This is a genomic window from Mycoplasmopsis equigenitalium (genome assembly GCF_024498255.1).
Taxonomy (GTDB): Bacteria; Bacillota_I; Bacilli_A; order Mycoplasmatales; family Metamycoplasmataceae; genus Mycoplasma_H; species Mycoplasma_H equigenitalium.
The window spans coordinates 369054-390810 of record NZ_CP101808.1; the positions used below are offsets into that span (position 1 = coordinate 369054).

Here is a 21757-nt window from a genome sequence, read left to right on the forward strand (position 1 = left end):
ACAACCGCCTATTGTGGTTGTTTTTTAATACTAATTGTTTCAAGTAAATCGTAGTCCGTAATTCTAAGTTTAAGAATAATGAGTTTAGAAATAAAGAATAAGAATTCTTTTCGTAATAATTTGATGTGGAGGTTATAGATATCAATTAAAACATTTAGCTCATCAATATAAGTTTGTACATTATCTCTTAATTTATAATTGTCAAAAAACTCGTGCGAGTTATAAATATTTAACTCGGGTGAAATTTGCAACATTAAGTTACTGATTTTTTCGAGTGATGTTTTAATTAAATTAACCTCGTAATAAATTTGTTTCTTTTTAAAAACGTAAATAATAATTGGAATAATTAGAACAAAACTAAGATAAAACATTACCAAACAGAAGCGATAGAAGACATCAAAGCGCGAGGTAAAAGGTTTTGTATTGATCATTATTTTTTCGTTGTAAATAGGTCGTTAAAAATTTCTTTATAGTCAGTTACAGGAACATATTTAATGCTTGCTGAAACTTCTTTAGGAATTTCACTCAAATGCTTTTTATTAGCAAAAGGAATATAAACTTTTGTAATTCCCTTTTGGTAAGCAGCAAATGATTTTTCTTTAAGACCACCGATTTCTAAAACTTTTCCCCGTAAGGTAATTTCACCAGTCATACCAATGTTAGTAGGAACTTCTTTTTTAGCTAAAGCGGAAATAATAGCTGTTGTAAAGGTGACGCCAGCGCTAGGGCCATCTTTAGGTGTTGCTCCTTCAGGAACGTGAATATGAATGGTATTTTCTTCGAAATTGAAATCGATTCCGAATTTCTTCGCATTTGCCCGAACATATGTCGCGGCAATTTGCGCCGATTCTTGCATCACATCTTTTAATTGACCAGTAAGTTTAAGCTCGCCTTTGCCTGGATAAGTAGTAACCTCGATTTCTAGCGTACTACCACCATAAGAAGTGTAGGCAAGGCCATTAACGGCACCAATTCGTGGTTTTTTCTCGTTTTCTTCTTCATCAATTTTCTTAACACCTAAAAGCTGTGTGATTTGTTTTTTGGTTAACTCGAGCGTTTTAATATCACCCTTTTTCTTTTTAAGGTTAAGAACAGTGATTTTACGAACAATTTTATCTAGTTGACGATAAAGCCCTCTGACACCAGATTCTAAGGTATAGTGTTTGATGATATATTTAAGCATCTCATCACTAATGCTAAATAGATCCTTATTTGCAAAGTTTTGTTTTAATACTCGATCAATTAAGTATTCACGGGCAATCTTAATTTTTTCACTAATTGTATAACTATTTAATTCAATAATTTCTACCCGGTCAATAAGAGCAGGTGGAATATTTTCGTAGTAGTTAGCGGTTGCAACGAACATAACTTCTGATAAGTCATACTCAAGTTCGATGTAGTTATCTTGGAAATGTGAGTTTTGTTCAGGATCAAGTACTTCAAGGAGTGCACTTGTAGGGTCGCCACGACGATCATTTGACATCTTGTCAATTTCATCAAGTAAAATAACAGGGTTTGATACGCCAGCTTTGTTGATTGCTTGGATAATTTTACCTGGCATAGCACCAACATAAGTTCTTCTGTGGCCACGGATTTCTGCTTCATCGTGTACCCCACCAAGCGAAATTTTAATCATTTTTCGACCTAAAGCATTTGCGATTGATTTTGCAAGCGATGTCTTACCAGTTCCAGGAGGCCCAACAAGAGTTAGAATTGGTGAGTAATTTTCGGTATTTTTGCTTGAATCAGTATCTTTAAATAACTCAAGATTGATTTCTTCTTTATCGTTAATTTTAATGTTCTCGTGTTTTTTGGTTTCTTTAAGGTATTCGTTACGACGAATTGCGATTGCGATATATTCAACAATCCGTTTTTTAACTTCTTCTAAACCATAGTGATTTTTTTCTAATACTTTTTGAGCATTAGCAATTGTTGTGTTAAAGACACTAGTTTTTCTTCAAGGTAGGCTTTTAAGGTTATCAATATAGGTTTTGGTAATATCAGCATTTGGGCTTGAAGGCATCATATTACGAAGCTTTTCTTGTTCTTCGTTAATAACTTTTAAGACATTGTCAGGATATCTTTTATTTTTGTTTTGGATTTCACCTTTGTTGTTGCTAATATCTTCACTATCATTATTGTCGTCGATTAAATCCTTAATAATTCGCATTTTTTCCCGTAAAATGAAGTCTTTTTGTTGTTTATCAAGGTCGTTACGTAATTTGGTTTCGATTTGATTATCGATTTCGGCTGATAATTTATCATCATTTTTATCAAGGAAAATTTTATGTAAATTTGTAAATAAGGTAAGCGAATTAATTTTTAGTTTGTTAGTAATTGTGAACTGTCTTTGGATTTGTTTTAGTGATTTTGATTCCGGTTTCTTTCAGAATAAAAACTCAATTGTTGCAAGAATTGCGTTTTTGTGTGTGATGATCACTGAATCTTGTTCGTTAATACTAATTAATGATCCATAAAGGGCTTTTGCTTGTTCGAAATCGTCGTAAATTAAAGATGAGGGGTTGGTTTTAGCTTCGTTAATTAATTCATCAAATTGTGCTTTACTAAAGTTTATTTCATCTTTAATGTTTGGTGTTTTACCTTCTTCAAAGGTTTCAAATGCGCTAACTACTGTCCCGGTGATTTTACTAATATAAGGAACATTATATTTGTTGATCATTTCGGTTGTAACATCATGAATTTTAACTAAATTGGTGGCAAAGTATTCAACGTTAATTCCACCGGTTTTGGTGTGTGAAAAACCAAGGATATCAACTAAATATCCATATTCACGAATTTGTTTTTTATCAACAAGAATTTCAGCACCTTTCTTGCTATTGCTTGCTTTTGAAAAGTAAATAATGATTTGTGGTTTGTATTCTTCAAGATTTGCTTGTTTCTTGAGTTCGTCGTCAATTTTGCAAGCATCGATAATTTGATTAACGACATTTTCTTCTTCAATTCTAACATTAGAAAAAAGACCAAAAGGCGCATCATCAATATTAACAGCGGGTAAAGTAACTATTTTTTCATTGACTTGTTTTTCTTTTTCGCTAGAAAGGTTCTTTCTTCTTAAGTAATTTAAACTTGTTATAAAAGATTTGGTTGTTTCACTCATTTTTCTCCTTTGTGTTTAATGTTATGAGTATTATATTACATTATTGTAATATATCAAAGGCTAGAACTTAGTTTTTAATTACAAAGTTAACTAGTTTGCCAGGGATAAATATTTCTTTTAAAATTTCTTTACCTTCAAGTCACTTTGCTGCGATTTCTTTAGCTTTAGCAAGGACAAGTTCTTTACCGGTGCTACGATCAACTTGCATTTCGCCGCGGACTTTCCCGTTAATCGTTACCGCATATTTAACATAGTCAAGCACTAGCGCATTTTGATCTAAAATTAGATGTCTTAAATTAGAAGAAAGAAATAATTCTTGCGAAAGTTCGCTGGCAATATGGGGAATGAATGGTTCTAAAACATTTAGCATAATGTAATATGCTTCAGTTCAGACTTCGTAATTCCTTGTTTTTGCTAAGTCGTTTAAAACTTCCATCGCTAAGGCAATGATCGTATTAAAACTGTAAGTGGTGTTTTCATCCATAAAAGTTGTGTAGTATTTTTCAAGTAGTTTATGGATTTTAAAACGAATTTCCTTATCAGTATCACTAAGATCTTTAGGAGTGATTTGTTTATCTACTTTGATTACATTGCCTATATTTGCGATTAGCTTTTTAATAAATTTAAATGAACCTTCAACACCAGCGCTTGATCACTCTAAATCATTTTCCGGTGGTGCTGCAAAAAGAATAAATAAACGTGCTGTGTCGGCGCCATACTTGCTAATTAACTCGCTTGGATCAACAACATTACCTTTTGATTTTGACATTTTTGCACCATCTTTTAAAACCATTCCTTGTGTAAGGAGTTTTTTAAATGGTTCTTTAAATTTAACAATCTTCATTTTATAAAGTAGTTTTGTGAAGAAACGAGCATAAAGCAAGTGAAGGATTGCGTGTTCAATTCCGCCGATGTATTGATCAACTTGATTAAAGTAGTCTAGCTCTTTGGTGAACATTTTTTCAATACGATCTTTTTTAGGTGTGGTAAAGCGTAAAAAGTATCATGACGATTCCATAAAGGTATCTAAAGTGTCCGTTTCACGAGTTGCGAATTCATGACATTTAGGACAAGTTGTATGAAGTCATTCTTTGTTTTCTTTAAGTGCTTCTTTTGAAGATTTTAAAACTTTAATTTTAGGCAATTTGATTGGTAAGTTTTTAATATCTTCAGGCACTATTCCACATTTTTCGCAGTGTACTAAAGGAATAGGTGTACCTCAAAATCTTTGGCGACTTATTCCTCAATCTTTAAGGTTAAAATGTGTTTCTTTTTTAATGATTTTATCCTTGATTAGTTTGTTAATATCGTACTCAATTTCTGGCATTTTATGAATTTTTAGTTCGCTAATAATTTGATTATCGCGGTCAGTTTTTTCTTCGCTAAACAAACCAAAAATTACATCATTTTTATATTTTAAATGAGCATAATTTGTTACAACAATTTTTAATTCGCCTGATGGGTTTAATGGATTTTTAGCGCTGACAGGCAACTCATAATAACTAAAGTTTTGGTTAGTTAAATCGTTAGTTAATAGTTTGATTTTTTCAAGTTTTTTAGCATCAATTTTATTATTTTCAATTAACTCTTTAACTAATGGATGATCGTATGAAAGATTGATAAATGCCAATGTGTTAAAATCGATATTTTCAGTAGTAAATATTGAAATTTTACTGATTTTTGTTAATTTTTGTTTATCAATAATTGGGCAATCAATAAGGTATCCATTGCTTTTTCCAATTCAATTTTGTTGCATTTTAATAACTTGATCCGGCCAGTTATTTTTTAGTAATTCCAAGTCTTCTAAAAGCTCGTTTTGGTATTTTTTAATATTGAAATAATATTGATTTAATTCTTTTAAAACAATGGGTTCATCACATCTTCAACAACGGTTGTTCACAACTTGTTCATTGGCTAAAACAGTTTGGTCTTTTTCGCAGTAATTAAGACTTGCTTTCTTTCTGTAAATTAAACCTTCGTTATAAAATTTAATAAACAAATCTTGCTCTCATTTTGTATAGTCATAATCACAAGTAGCTAATTCGCGTTCGTATGCAAAACTAAATCCAAGTTCTTGTAATTGGTCTCGCATTGTATTAATATTTGAACGGGTTCAAGCACTAGGTTCGCTTTTATTTTTGATTGCGGCGTTTTCAGCGGGTAAACCAAAAGCATCCCAACCAATTGGGTGTAAAACATTGTAATTTTCTTTGCGTCAAAAACGAGCAATTGCATCAGAAATTGCGTAATTACGTACATGTCCCATATGTAGTCTTCCGCTTGGGTAAGGGAACATTGAAAGGATGTATTTTTTTGGTAATTTAAAATTATTTTTTGTTTCAAAACTACCATTACGCTTTCACTTTAATTGTCATTTTTTTTCGATTTTTTCAAAATCATATTCCATATGTACCTTCTTTATATCTTAAAGATGTGTGTTGCAATAGTATTATTATATATTTAATAATGACAAGATTTCAAAGAAAAATAAAATATGAAAAGTTAGTAATTTTTAATAATAATAATTAATAATTAATTGATTTTTTCTTTGAAAATTGTCGGTTTAATAATATTTGATTTGCTAAAAGCAATTTCAAGTAAAATGCTCGCTAGGGCATTAAGGCCATACGAAAGTAAGTTGAAGGCGCTATAAAGTACAAACATACCTAATCAGTAATTCTCAATTCCAAGCGTCATTCATTTCATATTTTCTCAGTTAGCAGCAAGCGGTCTAAAATCAATGCTTTTGACACTATTAAATAAGTACAAGTATGCTGGTGTAAAAAGTAAAGCATTTAAAATGAACATTATGAGCGAACAAATAATTACGCTTACGCTGTAAACTAAAACTTGTTTTTTGATAAAAGATGTATTTACTTTTTTAATTAAAAACATCATTAATCATAAAAGAAGAACTAAGATAATTGTTGTTATTAATAAAATTGAATGACCTAGCACCGAAACGGGATCATATCCTAAATGAGAGTAACTAGGACCAATTCCAAATCGAATTAATGCTAAACTAATGGCTCCTATTTTAGAAATATAGATAAAGCTAATGATAATAAAAATACTAGATAAGTCTAGTTTTAAAAACTGAAAAACAGTCATAAAATTTGACAAATAATTAAAAAGAATTACCAAAGCCAACATCATACTTAGGTAAGCAATTTTGATTGTCACAGGATTGTATCGGTAGTTGGTATTCATATAAATATGATTATAGAACATTAAGGATAAAAAACGGGAAAAAGTTAGGAAAAATCACATCTTGCCTCTTGGTAGTATTAGGGTATGGAAAAAACAAATTTAACAACATTAACGCCAATTACATTGGATAAAAAATTTAAAGATAAGTATAGTATCGAAAATTTTATCGATACGATTTTCATTATCACTAAGGACCAAGATTATTATTACTATTGTCTTGCCTCTAAAATGGACCAAAAAACACAAATGACTAACGGAATATGAATCGAAAAAGAAGATGGAATGGACAAGGAGCAAGAACCACAAAAATTCGATTCATTTTACTTTTTAAGTTTAAATTCAATTTTTCGTATTCGTCGCAGTGAACTTGAAAGTTTTGTTGCTGCGGAAAGCAAAACACGAATTAAATGAGAAACCCAGCTTGATATTGTTGTCAAGATTGATGAACTTGTTAATAGCAAAAACAAAATCCATATTGTCGTCGTTGATAATATTAGAAAAAACATCTTAACTATCAACTAATTGATTATAATTAAAGACATAATGGACATTTACAAGTATGGTAGCGATTATGAATTTAAAAACCCAGTATTTATACTGGGTTCTTTTGAATCGCTTCACATTGGTCATTATGAGTTAATTTTAGCTGCTAAAAAATTTGGCAAACAAACTGTAATGATGATTTTTGACGATCCGGATGTAATGCCTAATAAGTCGAAAGAAAAGTTTATACAACTTGAAGTTCGTTTGCAACAAATTGCTGATTTAGGAATTGACAATGTTATTTTGGTTGAGTTTAGTAAGGTTAAACATCTACCTGGACAAGTGTTTCTAGATATGTTATTTAAAAAACAAAAACCAGTTATTGTTTGTGGTGCTGATTTTAAATTTGGCAGCGACTTACTAGATGTTAATTATTTAAAAAAATATTATGAAACAGTTGTTTGCGATCTTCAGTTAGTTAAAGGACATAAAATTTCTACATCAATTATTAAGGAACAAATTCCAATGGGTTTTGTTGAATTTGCCAACAAATTACTGGTTAAAGATTATGCAATTAAAATTAGGCTTGAAAGTGGTTTTAGTTTTAAATGAAGTGATATTTTAAAACTGCACTATGGGATTTACGCCGCGACTATCGAGATTAATGATTTTATGTATTACTGTGTTTTACATGTTGATATGAATCAAAATCAACATCTTAAGTTTCTTGATTTTGATGCCAAAGAAGAAGCGATTATTAATGCTGATTACATTTTAAATATTCACCAAGAAATTCGACTCATTTCTAATCAAAGATTAGATAAAATTAGTAGTGTAGATTTACAAAATGCCAAAGCATATTTTGTTGCAAAAATAAAGGAGAACAATGCTTAATTCAAAACAAATTCGTACAATGTGACTAGAATTTTTTAAATCAAAAGATCACTTGATTGTGGAACCTAAAAGTTTGATTCCGATCAAAGATAATTCGCTTTTATGAATTAACTCTGGTGTTGCCACATTAAAAGATTATTTTTCAGGTAAGAAAAAACCACCACATCCTCGTTTGACAAACTCGCAAAAAGCGATTCGTACTAACGATATTGAAAATGTGGGGGTAACAACTAGACACCACACATTTTTTGAAATGCTTGGTAATTTTTCAATTGGTGACTATTTTAAAAAAGAAGCAATTGCTTGAGGTGCCGAATTTGTTATTAAGCACTTAAAGTTATCGCCAGAAAAGATTTATGTAACATACTTTAAAGAAGATTTAGAAACACGCGATCTTTGAATTAAGCACGGAATCGATCCAATTCATATGGTACCAGGTGATAAAAAAACTAACTTTTGGGAACATGGCTTAGGCCCTTGCGGACCAAACACCGAGATCTTTTACGACCGTGGTGAAAAATTTGACAAACGGGGTGTTGAGTTAATTGCACATGATATTGATAATGATCGTTTTATTGAAATTTGAAACATTGTTTTTTCAACTTTTAATCATTTAGGTGATGGTAAATATACCGAACTTAAGCAAAAAAATATCGATACAGGCGCTGGTTTAGAACGGATTGTTTCGATTATGCAAGATGCTCCAACTAACTACGATACTGATTTGTTTATTCCGATTATTAAAGAAATTGAAAAGCTCACACCTTATAAATACGATATAAATAATTACTTTACCAAGGAAAAAGAACAAGCTCAAATTAATACCTCATTTAAGATTATTGCTGATCATATGCGAACCGTGGCTAATGCTATAGGTGATGGCGCTAGTGTAAGCAACATAGGTCGTGGTTACATTATTCGTCGTTTAATTCGTCGTAGTTATTACCAATCATTTATTTTAAAAATTAAAGATAAAACATTCCTTTATAAGTTGATTAAAACAATTAAAGAAACACTGCCATTTGAGTATGATGTAAAAAAGGTTGAAAGTGTTGTTAAAAATGAAGAATTACTTTTTGCCAAGACAATCGAGAAAGGCCGTAAGTTGCTTCTTGATTTAATTGCAGCAAAGAAGGTTATCAATGAAAAAACTGTTTTTCAACTTTACGAAACTTATGGTTTTCCTTTTGAGTTAACTATTGAAATTTTAAAAGAATATAACATCGAAGTTGATGCTAAAAAGCTGGAAAATGAAAAAGCAATCCACGCTGACAAGTCACGTAATAAACAAGTTAGTGGTATGACAAAAGCGATTAATTCACTTGCTTTAGTAAGTCGAAAAATATCAGAATTTACTGGTTATGAAACTATGGAAGGCAAGGCTAAAATTTTATTTATGGCTGACGCTGAAAAAGAAATTTCTAGCTCAAAAGACAAGTGTTATTTAATTCTTGATCGAACACCATTTTATGCAACAAGTGGTGGACAAAATCATGACAATGGTTATATGCTGCAAGCTGACAATAAAATTCAGATTCTTGATGTGTTTAAGGATAAGAATAATAATCATGTTCACTTTGTTAAAGGAGTTGTTAAAAAAGACCTACCGCTTGAGTGTTTTGTAGATAAAGAACGTCGTTATGGGATGATGCGAAATCACTCATCAACCCACATTGTTTTTTCAATTATGCGTCAAGTTTTAGGCAATCACATTGTGCAACTTGGAAGTGATATAACTGACGAAAGATTTACATTTGACTTTCCGAGTGAACGTAAATTAACGAAAGCAGAAATTGATAAAATTGAAGAAAAATTCAAGGAATTTATTGAAAAAGATATTAAACGTGATTACCATGTAATAACGCTTAATGAGGCTAAAAAACAAAATGTCTATATGACACTTGAAGAGATGGAATATATGAATCCTAACGCTGTACGGATGGTTGATTTCAAGGAAATTACTAAAGATTTATGTGGCGGAACACACGTACCTAATACAGGTTTTATTGAAGCATTTAAGATTGTTTCGGTTGAGAAAAAACAAGCGGGCGTATATCGTTTAAGAGCAATAACTACTAACAAACTTGTTGATAAATACTATAAAGACTCGCTTCAAAATGTAAATCAAGAACTAGATGTTTTAAAAGAAAAAATTACAAAGTTTGATAGTAAATTTAAATTTAAAAATTTCAATAACAAGGATCAAAAACAACAACTTTTAGCCTTGGAAAATTACTTAGAAGAACTAAAAAATGAACTCGTTAAGCTAAGTAAATTAGAAGCTAAAAAACACGAAAATCTTGAACTAGAATTTAAGACTAAAAATATCGGCGGTAAAGAAGTTGTTTATAGCTTTGAAGTACCAGCGCAAGTTCTAAACGTACAAGCCGCAACCCAACGCGAAAAACACAAAAATAGTATTGTTATTTTAGGAAGTAAACAAGAATCAGGAATGATTTTATGCGTTGGCTCGCATCTTGTTGATTCAAATAAATTACTTCAAAAAATCTTTGCCAAAACTAATGGCAAGGGTGGTGGTAATGCAATCTTTGCAATAGGTAAATTAAGCGATGACTCTAATTTATTAAAGGTAATTGAAAGTGCGGTAAAAGATGCGTAAAATCGCCCTTGATTTGGGTACGGTTACTTGTGGCGTGGCAATTAGCGATCCGTTTGATATGTTTGCCATTGGATTAGAAACAATTAAATATTTTGAGTACGATTTCGAAGTTATCTTAAACAAAATCGATGAATATTTAAAGGAATACGAAATTGACACAATTATACTTGGCTATCCACTTCGCAAGACAAGTACAAAATCACAAACTACACTTTATGTTGAAAACTTTTATCATTTACTAAAAACAAAATATAACTTAAAAATTGTTTTACAAGACGAAACCGAAACAACTATCGAGGCAAGAGCGATTCTTAAAAGCGGTGGTTTAGCGCGTCGTAAGCAAAAGAAATTTAAGGACTCGTTAGCGGCACAGCTAATTTTAGAGCGTTATATGGGGATTAATCATGAATAAAACAGATAAGATTTTATTGATTTCAATGTTTGTGGCAATTGGAATTTCATTTATAAGTTTTATTATTTTCTTTTTTATTATTCGTCGTGTAAAAAATAAATATTCATTTGGCAACACTAATCAAGCGGTGCGTAAAAACGCTGGTGAAATTAATGATGATGTTAAAGACAAACTTGGAATTAGTATGAAGCCACAACAAGTAGAATTTTTAATTAATAATATTTTTATTAACCAGTACGAAAATATTCTTATTTTTGGTCAAAATTGTGAATACTATGGTTTCACAATTGCAAAACAACTAAAATGAACTAAGATTTTTCATAACAAAGTTGACGAAGAGAATCTTAACAAAATTAAAAACTTAGGTTACGAATACAATTATAAAATGGCCGGATTAAATCAAACATTCGATGCTATTTTGTGAATAAATGACGAGGATATTAATAATTACCTTGAAAATTTATATGAAAAACTCAATGCAAACGGGATGATTATTATCAATGTTAATCCATTAAATAATTACTCACGAACAATTCTTAGTGACCAAATTAAGAAGTTTGGTTACTTATATGAATTTAGTGCCGATCGTAAATTTATTTTAATCGTCAAGAAAATAAATAAATAACGAAGCCTATATATTTTTGTAATATATAATAACTATACTAACAGCGAAAGGAGCATAAAATGAAAAACAAAAATCAAACACTTTTAACCGAATCAGGTCTTAAAAAATTACAAGAAGAATTAAAACATCTTGTTGAGGTTGAACGTCCTGAGGTTATTCAAGAAATTAAGGAAGCTAGAGAATTAGGTGACCTTTCTGAAAATGCTGAATACGATTCAGCTCGTGAACGTCAAGGGAAAATCGAAGCCCGGATTTCGGAAATCGAAAAACTTTTAACAAACGCCAAAATTATCGAAACAACAACCACTGATACCGTGACAATTGGTAGTTTTGTTAAACTTAAAAATGAACTTACTAAAAAAACAAATACATATCAAATTGTTGGTGAAATCGATGCAAACCCAATTAACAAAAAAATTTCAAACGTTTCACCACTTGCACAGTCAGTATTAGGTCATAGAGTTGGTGAAGTTGTCGAAGTTGATGCTCCTGAAAAATATAGTGTCAAAATTCTTGAAATAGGACATAAATAATGCTTATCGGAATAAGTGGTATGATCAGCAGCGGCAAAAGTACTCTTACTAATCGCCTTGTTGATTATTTTAATCAAAAAAATGAAACTTGAAAACTTGATGAATTCGCTGAAGACGACGAAGTTTTCAACACCTTCTTAAAATGACTTTATGAAAAACAACCAAATTTAACAATTGGTTTTCAATCATATGTTGTTGAAAACCACACCACCAAACTTAATGACCTACTTACAAAATTTAAAGAAGCAAAGTTAGATCCGCAAAAGAACCATATTTTCTTGGATCGTTTTAGTATTGAACACTATATTTTTGCTAATGTTATTTTAAAAGAAAAAGGCGAAAAATACTTAAAAGGGTATGATGCGCTTTTTAGACATTTAATTACTAAAAAGGAAACACCAGCGTTGGCGATTTATCTTGATATGAGTTTCGAAACTTTTAAAAAACGTCTTTTTTCACGTGGGAGAGAAGTAGAAATTGCTAATTTCGAAACTAATAAAGAGTATTTTCAAACTTTATACAACAATTACAAAACTACATTTATAGCACAAGCGCAAAAATATAACCTTAACTATGTAGTGATTGATACCAATAACTTAAACGAAGAACAAGTTTTTAAAAAAGCGGTGGCAGTTATTGAAAGTGAGATGCAAAAATAATGGTAATTGGCATTAGTGGTAATATCGCTTCTGGTAAATCTACGCTTTCAAAGGCATTACACAAACATTACAAAACATCAATGGTAATTGAAGAATTTAAAGACGATGATCCTGTTTTTAATACCTTCTTGCGTTGAATTTATGAACAAAAACCAAACATTGATATTGGATTTCAGAGCTATATCGTTGAATCGTTAACCGATAATTTTAAAAGGCTAAATAATAAATTTTTAGAAACAAGAAATCATCAAAATGATTTATTGATACTTGATCGTTTTGTGCTTGAACATTATGTTTTTGCTGTTGCGAATCTCGAAAAAAAAGAAAAGAAATATCTAGAAGCATTTAATGCGTTATTTGAAGAAATTCTAGATTTAGAAGCAAATCCGGATTTAGCAATTTATTTAGATATGACATTTGAGACGTTTAAAAAACACCTTTTTAAGCGAAATCGTGAGGTAGAAACTAGTAATTGAGACGCGAATTATAATTATTTTAAAAGGTTGCATGAGTTATATAAAGATGTTTTTATTGAAGTTGTTGAAAAATTTCAAATACCTTATTATATAATTGATGTAAATAATTTAACAAGTAAAGAAGTAACTGAAAAAGCAATCGCGATTATTGATAATCACGATTTTTCAACTTCAAAAAGGATGAAATGGAAAAACACGAATTAGTAAAAAAAGTTTTATTTACAAAAGAAGAACTAGAAGCTAAGATTAAAACATTAGCTGAATGAGTTAACGAAACCTACAAAGACTCAAACGACTTAATTATTGTTGGTATTATGAAAGGTGCAATGCCATTTATGATGCAATTAATTAAAGATGTAACAGTTGACTGTGTCTTAGACTTTTTAACAGTTTCGTCATACCAAGGCGGATTAAAAACAACTGGTAATGCCAAAGTGATTCTTGATATGGCACAAGATATCAAGGATAAGGACGTACTTATTGTTGAAGAAATAATTGATTCTGGGATTACTTTAAAACGGATTAACGATATGCTTTCAGCTCGTCGTCCTCGTAGTCTTCGGATTATGACGCTATTAGACAAACAAGCGAATCGCCAAGAAAATATTAATCCAGATATTAATGGTTTTGTTATTCCAAACCATTTCGTAGTTGGATTTGGTCTTGATTATGACGAAAAATTAAGAAACTTACCATATATTGGTATCTTCGATCAAAGCAAGATATAAAAAAATCTCTCAACAAGAGATTTTTTTTTTATACTAAACCGTGTTTTTTAAGTGTTTTTGCGGTTTTAGCTGTTACACGTAAGGTTACTGGTTTACCGCCGTCATTGAGAGTTACTTTTTGTAGATTAAGATTAAATCTACGTTTTGTACTATTAAGAGCGTGTGAACGAATATTACCAGTCATCGCTTTTTTGCCAGTTAGCATATCTTGTCTTGACATAACTTCCTTTCCATTTTTTTCAGACTTGCCGTAAAATCAAGTATTAGTATTATAACGGAAAAATATAATTTCATTCAGACAAAATTATAAAAAAATAGCAATTAATGCTATTTATTTTCGATTTCTTCAATTAATTCTTCTAAAGTAATATCGCCTGCTCTTTCTTCTTCGATAATTGCTTCATTATTACTTGGCTTCTTCGATGCAGTTTTAGTTGCTTTTTTAGTTGTTTTAACTGGTTTTGGCGCAATTTCGATGTTTTCCGTTGAGCGTGTTTTTGGTGTTTTTGCAACTTCGGCGATTGTGCTCATAATTTTAGCAACAGAACCTAAATCAGGTGGAATAATAATTTTTGTGGCTTTTCCATCAGCCATTTTACCTAACGCTTCAATTGCAAGGAATTGTAGAATTTTATCGTTTAGTTTACTATCACCAAGTGATCTAATAAAGGCTTGTTTTGCTTCCCCGTCAAGAATTAATGATCTGTTTTCAGCCTCAGCACTAAGAATTTTTGATTCTTTATCCCCTTGAGCGCGTAAAATTGCTGCTTCTTTTTCAGCATTTGCTTTAAGAATTTCTGCTCTTCTTTCCCGTTCGGCAGAAAGTTGTTTATTCATTGCTTCGGCGATGTTGGCAGGTACGCCAATTTCTTGAATTTCTACCCGAATCACATCAATTCCTCATGGATCGGTTGCTTCATCCAAAATCGCTTTTAATTTTTCATTTACTGTATCACGTGATGTAAGACACTCATCAAGCTCTAATCCACCAACCACATTTCTTAAAGTAGTAGTTGTTAAACCATCAATAGCTTCGAGTGGTTTATCCACGCCATAAGCAAATAGTTTGGGATCAACAATTTTGAAATAAACAATTGTATCAATAACAACAATCGCGTTATCTTTAGTGATTACTGATTGTGCATGAAAATCTTTAACTTGTTCCTTAAAATGTCCTTTTAGTGTAATTTTGTCTAGGCCATGAAGTAAGAAGTGAATCCCTCTTTTTCAAGTTTTACGATATTTTCCAAGTCGTTCAATATTTCAGAAATATGACTCGCTGACGATTTTAAAACCAGCTAGAACTCAAATGATTATCATTCCCGCTAATACAAAGAGGGCAATTACTAATCCTGATGCTCATTCTGGCATTCCTCATAAACTCATTTTGTCTCCTAATTAATTTTTATGTAAAAATTATACACATTTTAGACACTAATACTTTAGTGTGTGTGCGCGATTTTACTTTCAAGATAAAAGCGATATGTAATTTATTTTCACAATATTCGCCGATATCTATATGAAAAAATGAATTGGTATATAATTGATTTAGTGCTGAAAAAGGCACTATTTTAGACGATTGAAAGGAAAGAAATGACTAAGTTTAAAAAAATAATGTTAGGTTCATTGGCTACCGTTTCAGGTGTTGTTGCTGTAACTGCAACATCATGTGGTGGACCTAAATATACTGAAGAAGAGTTACAAGCACAAAAAATTGTTGATAATGTATACCTTGTAACTGATGGTGGATCTGTATCAGATAAATCATTTAACGAACAAGGTAAAAATGCCCTAGAATACATTCTTACAGGTACAGGATTAAACACTTTAAACAATATTAATTCACCTCTTAAAGTTGATGCAGAAGATATTGCTAAAGGTTATATAACTGCAGATAACAAAGAAAATGTTGAATTTGTTATTGCTCCTGGTTTCAACCACATTACTGCAATGGGTAAATTCTTTAAAAACCACAAAGATACTAACTTAAAATTCATTTTAGTTGATGGTGTTCACAACCCTATGGATTTCTCAGCTAAACCTCCTGTAGCAGTATGAGATGCACAACATGAAAAGAATGTTGCTGGTATTACTTTCAACACTAATGAATCAGCATTTTTCGTTGGTGTATATGCTGCTAAATATTTAGTAGAAATTATGAAAGACGATACTCCTATGGTTTCAGCATGAGGTGGAGGTAACTTCCCTGGCGTTACTGACTTTATTACCGGTTTTATTAATGGTGTAAAATACTACAACGAAACTTTATTACCAGAATTCAAGAAAACCACACCAAGTGCTAAAGCAGTTAAATTCGCTTTATCAAGCAACAGAACCGAACAATTTAATTCAGGTTTTGAACCAAAAGGTAAAGGTGAAGGTATCGCTAAAGCGCTTATTGGTGCGGGCGCTGATATCATTATGCCTGTTGCTGGTTCTCAAACCAAAAACCTTCTTGACGAAATTGCTAAATCAAGTGATGAAGTTAAAGGTAGAGTTAAAGTAATTGGTGTTGATACTGACCAAAAATTAGCATTTGGCGACAAATCTCAATACTTCTTAACATCAGTTGAAAAAAATCTTAAAGACGCTATTATTAAGGTTTACACAAAATTACTAAAAGAAGCAAACAAAGACAACCCTGATTTCAAATTAACCAAAGCGCTTGAAAGTGTAACAATTGAAGAATCAATTAAAGGTTTAGGTGAAACAACAGTAGGTACATTAGAAAACGGTTTAGTTTCTTTCTCAACCCCAAGTAAAAAACTTGCTGGTGGTAAATACGAAGAAGCACAAAAACTTTACGAACAAATAAAAAATGATGCAACTATCAGAGCTAAAGCTCTTGATAAAGACAATCCAGCCGGTGCTTGAACTGATGCAACCAAAGATGATTGACAAGCAAAAATCGATGATTTAAACGCTAAAGCTGGTTGATAATTTTTAAAAAAAGCAACACATTTCTATGTGTTGTTTTTATTATTTGTTTTGAACAGGAAATACTTTTTTATTTTCAATGATTTTCAATAGAAAGTGCTAGTTTTTTGCATTATAAAGCGGCAAATATGTTAACAACAGTGATTAATAAATGTTAAATTAAAATAACTTTTAAGAAATGTGGAAAAATAAGAAACAAACGTTTTCAGAAGTGCTGTTTTTTTAATCTAATATGTTAAATATTATATAATTTTACTAACATTAGTTTATTCTGATACAGAAATAAATAATGTAATAAAGTAAATAAAGGAGCTATATGTATGCTGTAGAAATGAAAAATATTACTAAAGCATTTGGTTCATTTAAAGCAAACGATGACATTACATTACGTGTTAAAGAAAACACCATTCACGCTCTAATTGGCGAAAACGGTGCTGGTAAATCGACATTAATGTCAATTTTATTTGGTTTGTATCAACCTACAAGTGGAAAAATTTTAATTAACAACCATATTGTTAATATCAATTCACCACTTAAGGCAAACCTTTTAGGTATTGGTATGGTGCATCAACACTTCAAGTTAGTTGAAGACTTTACAGTGCTTGAAAATATTGTTTTAAATAACGAAGATGCATTTGGTAATATCTTTTTAGACTATTCAAAAGCAAAGAAAAAACTTAAAGAATTAATGGAAAAATATAACTTTAAGATTGATTTAAACAAAAAAATCTATAACTGTTCAGTGGCCGAACAACAAAGAACAGAAATTCTTAAAATGTTATATCGTGACTCAGAAATTTTAATTTTTGACGAGCCAACAGCGGTGCTTAGTCCCGAACAAATTGATAAATTCCTTGAAGCATTATTAGATTTAAAAGCAAAAGGAAAAACGATAATCTTGATTACTCATAAACTTGATGAGTTGAAGAAAGTTGCTGATACAGGAACTGTTATTCGTTTAGGCAAATTTGTGTCTGATGTTGATATTAAGTCAATTACTCACAAAGAATTATCAACTCTTATGGTTGGTGAAGATATTAAAGAAATCGTTAAAGAAAACGAAGTAAACAACAACGATATTATTTTCAAAATCGAAAATCTTAACGTTAATAAAAAAGGATATAAAAACGTTCTTGGATTAAAGGATTTTTCACTTGATATTAAAGCGGGAGAAATTGTTGGGATTGCCGGTGTTGAAGGTAATGGTCAAAGTGAGTTAATTAATGCAATCTCAGGTTTATCAGGAATTAAAGGCGGAAGCATAAAATTCCAAGTTGATAAACGCAACAACGTTCATATGCGTTTCTGAGAATTCATTGCTAAAATGAAAAAATATATCAAGAACAACCCAAATTACGATATTAGATTAGCCGAGTTCAAAGAACTTACTAATTTAAAATCTCATGAAAAAATTGAGTTTGAATTTGATAAAGTAGAAAATTACAAACAAGAATTTTATCATTGTCTTGAAACAATTGACCGTGAATATGTACAAGATACTGCTAGTGCACGAAAACATCTTCAATTCTTGGTTATGGCATACGCAAAGTTTAATAAAGCAATTAAAAATTCGAATCGTTACGTTTCAGCTGAAAATGCTAAAACATATGAAAGAACTTGCTTAAAACATAAAGCAGAAGATATTGATGAAAACAAATTCTGAATTCGTTTAGATAAAATGAATATTAACTCAAAATATTTAGCAGGTGTTGCGCATATTCCTGAAGATCGTCATCTGCACGGGTTAGTGCTTGATCTTAATTTAAGCGAAAATGCTGTTTCACAAATTATTGCTAATCACCCATTTTCAAAATATAAGATAGTTCAATATTCTGAAATCAAAAAATTCTCACAAAAAATTGTTGATAATTTTGACGTTCGTAGCTCAAGCGGAGTTAATTCAATGGCTCGTGGCTTAAGTGGTGGTAACCAACAAAAATTTATTGTTGGTCGTGAACTTTCAAAACCAAGTGAATTAATTATTATTTCACAACCAACAAGAGGATTGGATGTTGGTGCAATTAACCTTATTCATAAATATATTTTAGAAGCGAAAGCGCAAAAAAAAGCTATCTTATTAATCAGTTATGAAATTGATGAAATTATCACACTTGCTGATCGTGTTGTTGTTCTTAATGGTGGTAGCAATCAAGGTGTGCTAGAACATGCACAAATTTCAAGAAATAAACTTGGCGAATTAATGGCTAGAAAGGTGGATTAGGATGAACAAAGTTAACAATGTTGGTATTAAAGTATTAAAGTTCTTACGTGGTGATTCACTTAGTGGCGCATTAAGTAAGATCAAGGGATCAATTTTCGCAATTCTTCTAGGGATGCTTGTTTCTATATTGCCAATGCTTATTGATGTTTTTGGCTGTGATGCATCGATTCCTAGTGCGTTTAGAGGTCTATTTAAAATACCACTAGATTCTAATTTGATTACAACTACAATTATAAGTATTTCAATTTTTATTTTAGTTGGTGGTGGTATTGGTATTAGTTTTAAAACAGGACTATTTAATATTGGTGCAAGTGGTCAAATGATGCTTTCGGGTGGTTTGTCAGTTTTAATTGCACTTACCGCTCCTGCACCACAAATACCACGTATTTTATGAGTTTTAATTTTATTTGTTTTTTCAATGATTGTAGGGGCATTACTTGCCGGAATCGCTGGTTTTCTTAAGGCGTTTGGTAATGTTCACGAAGTTATTACTACAATTATGTTAAACTGAATAGTTTATTTTGTAATGCGTCAACTAACCGACCAAAAAATCTTCCGTCGTGATTTAGGAAACGGATCAAAGAAAATTTCTGAAGCATATCAACTTGATATAACTTCAGGATTTGAAGTGGCGACAGTCTTTATAGTGGCGATTGCATTTATGATTATTCTTGCATTCATTTTTAAATACACAAAACTTGGTTTTAGTATGAGAATGAATGGTTTAAACACAAGCGCTGCTAAATATTCGGGGATAAATAATCGTCTAACAACTATTTATTCAATGTTATTCTCAGGAGCGCTTGCTGGTGCCGGTGGTTATTTATACTACACAGTAATTAAAGGAGCAATTCCTGACTTCATGGGAACATTAGATACTGTCGGATTTGAAGCAATTACTGTTACACTACTTTCGTTTTCATCACCGATTGGGGCAATTCCCGCAGGAATCTTCTATGGAATTCTACATGAAGGAACTGGATACGCATACGGTGCATCTAATATGGGGCGTGAAACCTTTGGATTAGTTATTGGTATTATTATTCTTTTCGCCTCGCTTTCAGCAGTGTTCGCAAGTATTCACCCTTACATTGCGTTACGTAATAAAATAATTGAGTGAAGCAATTCTGATATTAAGAATACGAAAGCCGCGATTAAAGAAAGTATAAGAAAACGAACTCGGGAATTCAACACACTTAAAAAGAATTACCTTGTTGATCAAAAAAATATCGTTAATGACTTCTTAAAACAATCATCAAACCCTAAAGCATTAAGTGTTGAAAACTATGAATTAGCACAAAAACTTGGATATCACAAATTTATTGCTAAATACTTACAAAATGAATATAATCAACAATTAAAATCACTTAACGCAAAATTAAAAGCAAACGAAATTTCATTAGTTGATCACTCAGTAAGTTTACGTAGATTGTTGCATGATTTCACAATGAATTCTGAAAACCAAAATATTAACTTCTTAAAAACTGAAAAAATTAAATTTAAATCAGATATTAGTGCCGCAAAAAACAAATACAAACTTTATAAGAATGATATGTGTCGTGAAATTGTTGATGGATTTTGACAACGGATTTATGCACAGATATACACTCTTAAAAATCAAGAAGTTGTTGAGTTAAAAAATAACAAACAACAAGCACTTACTGCTAATAACGAGCATTTTGACAAGTTAATTGAAGAAGCAAAAAAAGATATTCAAGACCAACAATTATTAAAAGACAAAATTAAAGAAATTTCAACAGAAAAAACTGAAAAACGCAAGGAAATATTGAAAAAACATAATTCGATAATTGTTGAAAAACAACTTGCGATTTGAAAAGAAAGATCAGAACTAAAAACACAGCAATCACAAGGGGGTAAATAATGGAAATTATTACAATTACTGCCGTCTCATTTATAGTTGTGCTTGCTCTTGCCGCAATTAGTGGTAGCATTATTGAACGTTCTGGAACAATTAACCTTTCGATTGAAGCCTTTATGATTTTAGGTGGATTAAATTACGCACTTATTGCCAACCATTTTAAATCAATGCATGAAGCGCATCAAATTTGAATTTTACTTTGTTCTGGGTTGATACCATTACTATTTGGATATATATATGGATTATTAACCGTCACGCTTAAAGCAAATCAAACGATTGCGGGTATTGCGCTAAATACGTTTGCTTTGGCAGTAGCGTTATTCTTAATTACAACAAGAATTAATCCAGGTTTTAATGAATCAACACAATTTATTAGTTTCTACGATGATATTTGACACCCAGGAGCCCACACAAAAGACTTTAAAAAGATTTTTAATGCTGGTGTAATTATGGGTGTGATTATCATTGCTCTTCTAATTCTAGTGCTTAATAAAACAAAATTAGGAATTAAAATTAAAACTGTTGGTGAAAACCCACAAGCCGCAGCAAGTTTGGGAATGAATGTTGTTTTAATTAGATATATTGCAATTTTAATTAGTTCATTCTTAACTGGAGTTGCAGGAGCAATTTTCTTCCAAACCACAAGTAGTCAATTCGATGGTAATACCAAAGGAGTTGGTTTCTTAGCGGTTGCGATGGTAATTTTTGGTCAATGAAGACCTACATATATTATTCTTGCATCAGTTCTTTTTGGTTACTTATATACTTTTGCAGAAAATAATATTATTTCACCACTTGGTGGTAAAGTGCCAGCTGATTTATTTATGGCAACACCATATATTATTACAATCTTTATTCTTACCTTCACGCAACGGAATTCGAAATCGCCAAAAGCGCTTGGCATCCCGTTCGAAACGCAGGGCAGATAAAATACAAAAACAACACCAAAGCGGTGTTGTTTT

The 21757-nt window shown here is 31.2% G+C and carries 19 protein-coding genes; 13 read left to right on the top strand and 6 right to left on the bottom strand.

Translation table 4 applies throughout. The annotated features are described in order from the left end of the window. Positions 1 to 8: 8 nt before the first annotated feature. The 4 genes from NPA09_RS01710 to NPA09_RS01725 form a co-directional block, all read right to left on the bottom strand. A complete protein-coding gene (locus NPA09_RS01710) occupies positions 9 to 431 on the bottom strand; it encodes a hypothetical protein (RefSeq protein ID WP_129721799.1) in 423 nt (140 codons plus the stop codon). After that, positions 431 to 3118, bottom strand: coding sequence for an endopeptidase La (gene lon / locus NPA09_RS01715; protein WP_256541856.1), 2688 nt, complete (start codon positions 3116 to 3118; stop codon positions 431 to 433). Before lon ends, NPA09_RS01710 begins: the two co-directional genes overlap by 1 nt. A 67-nt stretch (positions 3119 to 3185) precedes the next feature. After that, a complete protein-coding gene (locus NPA09_RS01720) occupies positions 3186 to 5525 on the bottom strand; it encodes a class I tRNA ligase family protein (protein ID WP_129721796.1) in 2340 nt (779 codons plus the stop codon). A 125-nt stretch (positions 5526 to 5650) separates the two neighbouring features. Further along, the gene (locus tag NPA09_RS01725) at positions 5651 to 6328 is read right to left on the bottom strand and encodes an MPN527 family putative ECF transporter permease subunit (RefSeq protein WP_129721793.1); all 678 of its coding nucleotides are present in this window, start codon (positions 6326 to 6328) and stop codon (positions 5651 to 5653) included. 84 nt (positions 6329 to 6412) lie between these two features. Between NPA09_RS01725 and NPA09_RS01730 the strand changes: the two genes are divergently transcribed. Genes NPA09_RS01730 through hpt form a run of 9 tightly spaced genes read left to right on the top strand, consistent with a single transcriptional unit; the run spans position 6413 to position 13758 of the window. Further along, a complete protein-coding gene (locus NPA09_RS01730; RefSeq protein ID WP_129721790.1) occupies positions 6413 to 6850 on the top strand; it encodes a hypothetical protein in 438 nt (145 codons plus the stop codon). 21 nt (positions 6851 to 6871) lie between these two features. Then, positions 6872 to 7705, top strand: a complete 834-nt coding sequence (locus NPA09_RS01735) for an FAD synthase (RefSeq protein WP_129721787.1) — start codon at positions 6872 to 6874, stop codon at positions 7703 to 7705. After that, entirely contained in the window at positions 7698 to 10325 is a 2628-nt protein-coding gene (gene alaS, locus NPA09_RS01740) for an alanine--tRNA ligase (RefSeq protein WP_129721784.1), read from the top strand. Before NPA09_RS01735 ends, alaS begins: the two co-directional genes overlap by 8 nt. Further along, positions 10318 to 10737: a Holliday junction resolvase RuvX gene (gene ruvX / locus NPA09_RS01745; protein WP_129721781.1), complete on the top strand. Its 420-nt coding sequence runs from the start codon at positions 10318 to 10320 to the stop codon at positions 10735 to 10737. Before alaS ends, ruvX begins: the two co-directional genes overlap by 8 nt. Beyond that, positions 10730 to 11362: a BC85_0335 family putative methyltransferase gene (locus tag NPA09_RS01750; protein ID WP_129721778.1), complete on the top strand. Its 633-nt coding sequence runs from the start codon at positions 10730 to 10732 to the stop codon at positions 11360 to 11362. Before ruvX ends, NPA09_RS01750 begins: the two co-directional genes overlap by 8 nt. A 59-nt stretch (positions 11363 to 11421) precedes the next feature. Beyond that, positions 11422 to 11895: a transcription elongation factor GreA gene (gene greA, locus NPA09_RS01755; RefSeq protein WP_129721775.1), complete on the top strand. Its 474-nt coding sequence runs from the start codon at positions 11422 to 11424 to the stop codon at positions 11893 to 11895. Then, a complete protein-coding gene (locus NPA09_RS01760; protein ID WP_129721772.1) occupies positions 11895 to 12554 on the top strand; it encodes a deoxynucleoside kinase in 660 nt (219 codons plus the stop codon). The genes greA and NPA09_RS01760 overlap by 1 nt, the downstream gene beginning before the upstream one ends. Beyond that, positions 12554 to 13234: a deoxynucleoside kinase gene (locus tag NPA09_RS01765; RefSeq protein WP_129721769.1), complete on the top strand. Its 681-nt coding sequence runs from the start codon at positions 12554 to 12556 to the stop codon at positions 13232 to 13234. Before NPA09_RS01760 ends, NPA09_RS01765 begins: the two co-directional genes overlap by 1 nt. Further along, the gene (gene hpt / locus NPA09_RS01770) at positions 13216 to 13758 is read left to right on the top strand and encodes a hypoxanthine phosphoribosyltransferase (RefSeq protein ID WP_129721766.1); all 543 of its coding nucleotides are present in this window, start codon (positions 13216 to 13218) and stop codon (positions 13756 to 13758) included. Before NPA09_RS01765 ends, hpt begins: the two co-directional genes overlap by 19 nt. Positions 13759 to 13786: 28 nt before the next feature. On the opposite strand, the gene rpmB is transcribed toward hpt, so the two are convergent. Next, positions 13787 to 13978, bottom strand: a complete 192-nt coding sequence (rpmB, locus tag NPA09_RS01775) for a 50S ribosomal protein L28 (protein ID WP_129721763.1) — start codon at positions 13976 to 13978, stop codon at positions 13787 to 13789. Positions 13979 to 14085: 107 nt separating this feature from the next. After that, a complete protein-coding gene (locus NPA09_RS01780) occupies positions 14086 to 15144 on the bottom strand; it encodes an SPFH domain-containing protein (protein ID WP_256541857.1) in 1059 nt (352 codons plus the stop codon). Between the two features lie 207 nt (positions 15145 to 15351). Here NPA09_RS01780 and NPA09_RS01785 point away from each other — a divergent pair, with 207 nt between their 5' ends. From NPA09_RS01785 to NPA09_RS01800, 4 genes are all read left to right on the top strand, one after another. Next, positions 15352 to 16698 (top strand): BMP family lipoprotein, encoded by a 1347-nt coding sequence (locus NPA09_RS01785; protein WP_129721760.1) that lies wholly within the window; start codon positions 15352 to 15354, stop codon positions 16696 to 16698. A gap of 313 nt (positions 16699 to 17011) precedes the next feature. Further along, a complete protein-coding gene (locus tag NPA09_RS01790; RefSeq protein ID WP_256541858.1) occupies positions 17012 to 18916 on the top strand; it encodes an ABC transporter ATP-binding protein in 1905 nt (634 codons plus the stop codon). Position 18917: 1 nt separating this feature from the next. Continuing rightward, a complete protein-coding gene (locus NPA09_RS01795) occupies positions 18918 to 20798 on the top strand; it encodes an ABC transporter permease (RefSeq protein ID WP_129721751.1) in 1881 nt (626 codons plus the stop codon). Then, positions 20798 to 21724, top strand: a complete 927-nt coding sequence (locus NPA09_RS01800; RefSeq protein ID WP_129721749.1) for an ABC transporter permease — start codon at positions 20798 to 20800, stop codon at positions 21722 to 21724. The genes NPA09_RS01795 and NPA09_RS01800 overlap by 1 nt, the downstream gene beginning before the upstream one ends. Positions 21725 to 21757 lie beyond the last annotated feature (33 nt).